The organism is Sulfitobacter sp. HI0129, from assembly GCF_001635395.1.
Lineage (GTDB): Bacteria > Pseudomonadota > Alphaproteobacteria > Rhodobacterales > Rhodobacteraceae > Sulfitobacter.
On sequence record NZ_LWGH01000274.1, the window covers coordinates 1 to 6,966 of the forward strand.

Sequence of the window (6,966 nt, forward strand, 5' to 3'; positions counted from 1 at the left end):
CCCAAGCTCCAGAACGCTTTCGCGGGCCTCCGCAGGCACCGCAGCTGCCAGCAAGACCGCGTCAATTCCCGCCCGGTAGCCCCGTTTCGGTTGCCACAGGTGGACCCGCCCGCCCAAGAAAGCATCAAGGCTCAGGTCTTCGTCGTTATTTGCGGTCACAGGCCGAGGGGGATCTCGTTATCCCGCAACACCCGAAGCGCCGCGTCGTGGTCTTCGGGGCGCACCATCAACCTGCGCGGGAATATTCCGATCCCTCCTTCAAGTACGCTCATGTTTACGTCCATCTCGAAGCAGTCTATATCCTCGCCCTGCAGAAGGGCAGTGGCGAAAGCGATGATCGTAAGGTCGGTGGAGCGCAGAAGTTCCTTCATGTCTGCGATTTAGGCACCGGCCGCGCTGTTGTCGAGTATCACGGTAGGAAAGCGCGATGGAAAACGATACCCGCATGAAACCGCACGATCGCCTTGCCGAACATCTCTCAAACGATATGGATGCCGTGGGCAGCCTGATCCGCGCGCGCATGGCGTCGGAACACGCGCCCCGGATCCCGCAGGTCACCGCCCATCTGGTCGAAGCGGGCGGCAAGCGGCTGCGCCCGCTCCTGACGCTCGCGGCGGCGCGGCTTTCCGGCTACGAGGGGCCTTACCACGTGCATCTTGCCGCGACGGTGGAGTTCATTCACACCGCGACCCTGCTGCATGATGACGTGGTGGACGAAAGCGCGCAGCGGCGCGGACGACCAACGGCGAACCTGCTTTGGGACAACAAGTCTTCCGTGCTCGTGGGCGATTACCTCTTTGCCCGCAGCTTTCAGTTGATGACCGAAACCGGCTCCATGCAGGTGCTGAACATCCTTGCCAACGCGGCGGCGACGATCGCCGAAGGCGAGGTGCTGCAACTGACGGCGGCGCAGAACCTCGCGACGGATGAAAGCGTCTATCTCCAGATCGTCCGGGGCAAGACCGCGGCACTGTTTTCAGCCGCGACAGAGGTGGGCGGCGTGATCGCGGGTGCACCGGCGGATCAGGTGCGCGCGCTGTTCGCCTATGGCGATGCGCTGGGGATCGCTTTCCAGATCGCGGACGATCTGCTGGATTACCGGGGCGACGCGCAAACGACCGGAAAGAACATCGGGGACGATTTCCGCGAACGCAAACTCACCCTCCCGGTGATCAAGGCCGTGGCCGCCGCAACGCCCGAGGAGCGTGAGTTCTGGGTCCGCACCATCGAGAAAGGTCGCCAGCAGGATGGGGACCTCGATCAAGCACTGGCGTTGCTGAAGCGGCATGGCGCGCTGGACGCGACGGAGGCGGACGCAAGGGGCTGGGCCCGCAAAGCGGTGACGGCACTGGACGCTCTGCCGGATCATCCGATCCGTGGCATGCTGGCGGAACTCGCCGATTACGTGGTCAGCCGTCTGAACTGATCATCGGGGCGGCAGCCACCCACCAGCGCGGCTGAACCTTCGCGATGCAGTCAGCGGCAGCGCGGGCTTGCGCTGCGCTTTCATAAAGACCGAAGCATGTCGCCCCGGAGCCGGACATCCGCGCCAGCGCCGCGTCCTTCAACGCCTCGAGGCAGAGGCTGATTTCGGGCAGGGTCGCCCGGGCTGGCGCTTCCAGATCGTTGCGCTGCGATGCGAGCCAATCCGCGAAGGTTGCGAAATTCGCGAAGGCAGGGATGGCTTCCATCGGTGCGTTGAGCTTGCATTGCAGTTCCGCGAAAACCTGTGGCGTGGCCAGCGGCTCGCCCGGATTGACCAGCACGATCCAGCAGGGCGGCAAGGGCCTCAGCGGGGTCAGCACCTCCCCCACCCCTGTCATGCGCTGGGGGCCGTCCTGCAGGCAGACCGGCACATCGGCCCCCAAAGTGGCGGTATCCTGTGGCACGGGAAGCCCCCAATGCGCGCCGAGCGCCCGCAGGGTGGCCGCGGCATCGGCCGAGCCACCGCCGATCCCCGCCGCGGCGGGCAGGTTCTTCGTCAGCCGCAGCGCGGCACCCCGGCCTGTACCTGCATCAAGCAGTTCCGCAGCCCGGATCACCAGATTGCGCGCGTCCAGCGGCACACCTTCGGCAAATGGGCCATCGACCGAAAGTGTGAGATCCTCCGCCGGTGTCACCTGAAGCCGGTCGCCGATCTTCGCCCGCACGACCAGAGAATCGAGCAGGTGGTAGCCGTCAGGGCGTTGGCCGGTGACATGAAGGGTCAGATTGATCTTTGCCCATGCGTCTTCCGCCCGGGGCAGGCCGACCGCGCTGGGATCGATCCCGCCATTCTGTTGCGTCATTTCCGCGCGCTTACCTTCAGCGGCGGCGCGCCCTCTTCGGCCAGCACCGCGTCAAGCCCGATGTCGAGCTTGCGGCGAATGCGCTCAGCGTCCGCTTCGGTATCGGATCCTTCATCGTCGATGAAGGAAAGCGCCCGGCGCCATTGGAACTGCGCCTCGCGTTCGCGCCCCACGGCCCAGTAGACATCCCCCAGATGATCGTTCACCACCGGGTCGATAGGCACGAGTTCGACGGCGCGTTCCATCTGCTCCACCGCTTCGTCATAGCGACCGAGGCGATAGAGCACCCAGCCGAGGGAATCCACGATGTACCCTGAATCGGGCGAGGCGGCGACCGCACGCTCGATCATGTCCAGCGCCTCGTCGAGGTTGCGCTGCTGTTCGACCAGCGAATAGCCAAGGTAGTTCAGCACCTGCGGCTGTTCGGGGTTGATCTCCAGCGCGGAGCGGAAATCCTTTTCCGCAGCCGCCAGATCGCCGAGCCGTTCATAGGCGATGCCGCGCGAATAGAAGAGCAGCCAACGCGTGCGCAGCCCCTCCCCCGTTGCAGCCAGTGCGCGATCATAGGCGTCGATGGCGGCGGTATATTCTTCCTTCGCGCGCAGCATGTCGCCCAGCGTCGAATGCACGACGGCAAGATCACCGTGGATCCGGGTGAGCTGTTCGAGCACCTGGATGGCCTCCTCCTCCTCGCCCAGACGGCGCAGCGCATCCGCGCGGCCCAGTTCGGCAACGTGGTAGGCCGGATCATCCGAAGGGACTTCCTTGTACTCGCGGATGGCGAGGCCGTATTGCTCCAGATTTTCCAGCAGATCCGCTGTCAGCAACAGGGCATCGATGTGATCGGGCCGCAGGTAGCGGGCAATACGCGAATAGAGCAGAACGTAGTAATCCCCCGCCGCCTCGCTGCGCAGAACCGAGGCGAAGGTATAGAAAATCTCGGCGATGCCGGCGGTTACATCAGGCACTTGGCTGTAGGGAAAGGGCTTTTCCGCCTCAAGCGCTGCGACAAGCTCTTCCAGCTCGGGGTCGGTGCTTTCGCCGAAGTTAAGCTCCAGCAGGTCCAGTGCGTCTTCATAGCGGCCAAGCTGGCCCAGCACCTCGGCCCGGACGAGGATACCCCGGCGCGTCTGGGCAACGGAACCTGCGAGATCGTCTTCGAAAATCGCTTCCGCGCCCTCGAAATCGCCGACAGACGCAAGCGCCAGCGCGCGATGGTAATTGACGAAGCCCTGCATACCCGCTTCGGCGCTCAGTGCGTCGAACTGGGCGAGGGCCGCGGTCATGTCGCCCGCCCCCATATGCGCCCAGGCCCGGACAAGCCCGTCGACCCACGGGCCGATGCCGGATTGGTCCGGGTCACTGTCAAGCAGGGTGCGGTAATCACCATCCTTTGCCCAGCCCGCGATCAGCAGCATATGGGCGATCTGGCTGCGCTGGCCTTCTTCGTCCAGCGCCTTGGCCAGGGGCAGTGCCTTTTCGATCTGCCCGAGCGAAAGGTAGGACAGCGCCGCGCTTTCCATCAGCTCGACGTTCTGCGGATCCTCCCGAAGGGCCTCCGCGTAGAAGCGGGCCGCCATGCGGAAATCGCTGCGCACCGCGGCGTGACGCCCGGCGAGGTAAGCGCCGGATGCGGCCTCCGCCATTGCGGTGGTGCCCAGCGTCACTGAAAGCGCCGCGGCACAGGCTGTCGTGAAAAGGGTGCGTAACATCAGGGCTGCCTCGCTCATGCTTTGACGCAAAGCTATCATTTTCACGCCTGACCGCAACGCCGCAAAGGTCTACCGCGAGGGCGCGCGCCGATATCGGCGAATACCCGCAACGCGCTGGGGCGGAATGATCGGGCCGCGCAAGACGATCTGCCTTCGCGGCCCGGCCCGTTACATGTTGGGGTAGTTCGGTCCGTCACCGCCCTGCGGCGTTGTCCAGACGATGTTCTGCGCCGGATCCTTGATATCGCAGGTCTTGCAGTGAACGCAGTTCTGGAAGTTGATGACGAACTTGGTATCCGCCCCCTCGCCCACGAATTCGTAAACCCCCGCCGGGCAATAGCGTGCCGAAGGGCCTGCGTATTTGGGCAGGTTGTGTTCCACCGGGATACTCGGGTCCTTGAGCTTCAGATGCGCAGGCTGGCTTTCTTCGTGGTTTGTGAACGAAAAGGCGACGTTCGTCAGCCGGTCAAAGGAAAGCTTGCCGTCCGGCTTGGGGTAGTCGATCTTCTTGTGCTTGTCGGCCGGTTCGGTTGCTTCCGCATCCGACTTGCCGTGCTTCAGCGTGCCCAAGAGCGAAAAGCCCATGGTGTTGGTCCACATGTCGAAGCCCCCGAGCGCAAGGCTGGCGGTAAGGCCGTATTTCGACCAGAGCGGTTTGACGTTGCGCACTTTCTTCAGATCACCGCCGATCGCGCCATTGCGTACTTCGGCTTCGTAGTCATTCAGCTCATCCGCAGACCGGCCTGCCTTGATGGCCTCGTGCGCCGCCTCTGCCGCGGCCTTGCCGGACAGCATGGCGTTATGGTTGCCCTTGATCCGCGGCACGTTGACCATGCCGACTTCGCAGCCCAGCAGCGCCACCCCGGGCGCCACCATCTTGGGCATGGACTGATAGCCCCCCTCGGTGATCGCCCGCGCGCCATAGGCCACGCGCTTGCCGCCCTCCAGAAGCTCGGCGACCATCGGGTGGTGCTTGAACCGCTGGAATTCCATGTAGGGAAAGACATGCGGGTTCTTGTAGCCAAGGTGCACGACGAAACCCACGTAGACCTGATTGTTGTCGAGGTGGTAGATAAAGGAACCGCCGCCCGCGTTGCTGCCCAGCGGCCAGCCCATGGTATGGGTCACGGTGCCTTCGCGGTGCTTGGCGGGATCGATTTCCCAGATTTCCTTCATGCCGAGCCCGTATTTCTGCGGCTCTTTCCCCTTGGCGAGGTCGAATTTCTCGATCACCTGCTTGCCGAGGCTTCCGCGCACACCTTCGGACAGGAAGACGTATTTGCCGTGCAACTCCATCCCCGGCTCATAGCCCGCACCCTTGGTCCCGTCGCTTTCGATGCCGAATTCACCCGCGACGACGCCCTTAACCTCTCCGTTCTCGCCGTAGACGAGTTCGGAACAGGCCATGCCGGGGAAGATTTCGACACCGAGCGCCTCGGCCTGTTCGGCCATCCAGCGGCAGACATTGCCCATGGAGACGATGTAGTTGCCGTGGTTGTTCATCAGCGGTGGCATGGGGAAGTTGGGGATGCGCAGCTTGCCCGCTTCGCCCAGCATGTAGAAATTGTCTTCCTTCACCTCGACGGTGACGGGGGCGCCCTTTTCCTTCCAGTCCGGCATCAGCGCGTCGAGGCCACAGGGATCGAGCACCGCACCGGAGAGGATGTGCGCGCCGACCTCTGAACCTTTTTCGAGAACGACGACGTTGCAATCCGCATCCAGTTGCTTCAGCCGGATCGCAGCCGACAGGCCGGCAGGCCCGGCGCCGACGATCACAACGTCATATTCCATCGCTTCGCGTTCAAACTCGGACATATCCGGTGCTCCCTCGGATCAAAACATTTGGATTTGGCTAAACCACGGCAGTGAACTTTGCAATCGCGACACCGCGTTAAACCCCCTGCGGCCCTTGGCGGGACCCGTTCAGCCACGGCCCGATCACCCGTGATGAAAGCTCCATCTGCGCATCGCCATGGCGAAGATGATGCACCAGATCACCGCCACGATACCGAGGAACCGCTCAAACGCGCCATCGATCGAGGTCGGCAGGTTGAAGAAGACCGGCGTGCCGACCAGCCAGATAATCGCCGACACCCGCGACGACACGATGACCCCGCGCCCGAACCGGTGCCCGCGAAAACCGAGGATCGAAAAGGCCGTGATGAAAAGAGCCCCCAGCGCGTAGACGACATAGATATGGATGACGATGCCTTCCTTATCGCCGTCCCCGTATTCGTTGCGGGCCGCGATGATCGTAACGCAAAGCGCAAGCAGCACGAGCGTATAGACCAGCACCGACCACGCGCGCGATCCGTCATGCAGATGAGCGGCAGCCAGGGACAGGCAGATCAGCGCCGCCGCGAAAGCATAGAGCGTGACATCCTGAATGATCTCGTATCTGCCAGCGGCAAGGTCACTGACGGTGTCTGCGATCCAGTCATGCCCGGGCACGACGATGGACCCCACGATGTTCCCCGCCACGAGCGCCAGTGCCCCGATGATGGCAACCCATGCATGAACAGCGACGAATTCCGGTACCAGCAGCGGGCTTCCACCCACGCGCAGCTTGCGCTCATTTTCCACAATTTTCTCCTTTGGTTACCCGATCCTACGCGCAAAGGCGTCTGGCGTTCCATGTAGCGCGGGGGATCGTTTACCCACCACCCGGCGATGCCCCCGGATTTGGCGCAGGGGGGTTCAGCGCGCTCGGCCGAGCAACGCCACTCCCCTCACGTTGCCCGGGTCAAAACCTAGGGTTGCAGGCCGTAAAGGAAAGCAACGCGAGGGGTTTTTACGCCCTGCGCACACCACCCGACCCCCGGCTGCGCCACATATGCGCGAAACCCCGTTGCGCGTTCCCTTGCCGATTGGTACGGGCCGCCCCCCTTGCATTTGCTTATCCGTTTGGGTCAGTTAAAGACGAACACCAACAGCGGCCGCCCCTCGTTCAACGAGGGGCGGCTCTC

The 6,966-nt window shown here is 63.3% G+C and carries 6 protein-coding genes and 1 pseudogene; 1 reads left to right on the plus strand and 6 read right to left on the minus strand.

Annotation, left to right across the window (positions count from 1 at the left end; genetic code table 11):
• Positions 1–159: pseudogene (locus tag A3764_RS25895) on the minus strand (methyltransferase); the annotation flags it as partial.
• Positions 156–371, minus strand: coding sequence for a putative signal transducing protein (locus A3764_RS05745; RefSeq protein ID WP_067928148.1), 216 nt, complete (start codon positions 369–371; stop codon positions 156–158). The gene A3764_RS05745 and the pseudogene A3764_RS25895, both read right to left, overlap by 4 nt.
• Before the next feature lie 56 nt (positions 372–427).
• Here A3764_RS05745 and A3764_RS05750 point away from each other — a divergent pair, with 56 nt between their 5' ends.
• Positions 428–1,426, plus strand: a complete 999-nt coding sequence (locus tag A3764_RS05750) for a polyprenyl synthetase family protein (protein ID WP_067928145.1) — start codon at positions 428–430, stop codon at positions 1,424–1,426.
• Here A3764_RS05750 and A3764_RS05755 read toward each other — a convergent pair.
• The 4 genes from A3764_RS05755 to A3764_RS05770 form a co-directional block, all read right to left on the minus strand.
• A complete protein-coding gene (locus tag A3764_RS05755) occupies positions 1,410–2,288 on the minus strand; it encodes a 4-(cytidine 5'-diphospho)-2-C-methyl-D-erythritol kinase (RefSeq protein WP_067928142.1) in 879 nt (292 codons plus the stop codon). The two genes, A3764_RS05750 and A3764_RS05755, sit on opposite strands and share 17 nt — an antisense overlap.
• Entirely contained in the window at positions 2,285–4,000 is a 1,716-nt protein-coding gene (locus tag A3764_RS05760) for a tetratricopeptide repeat protein (RefSeq protein WP_067928163.1), read from the minus strand. Before A3764_RS05760 ends, A3764_RS05755 begins: the two co-directional genes overlap by 4 nt.
• Before the next feature lie 168 nt (positions 4,001–4,168).
• Positions 4,169–5,815: an electron transfer flavoprotein-ubiquinone oxidoreductase gene (locus A3764_RS05765; protein WP_067928138.1), complete on the minus strand. Its 1,647-nt coding sequence runs from the start codon at positions 5,813–5,815 to the stop codon at positions 4,169–4,171.
• 123 nt (positions 5,816–5,938) lie between these two features.
• Entirely contained in the window at positions 5,939–6,583 is a 645-nt protein-coding gene (locus A3764_RS05770; RefSeq protein ID WP_067928135.1) for a DUF998 domain-containing protein, read from the minus strand.
• Positions 6,584–6,966: the final 383 nt, after the last annotated feature.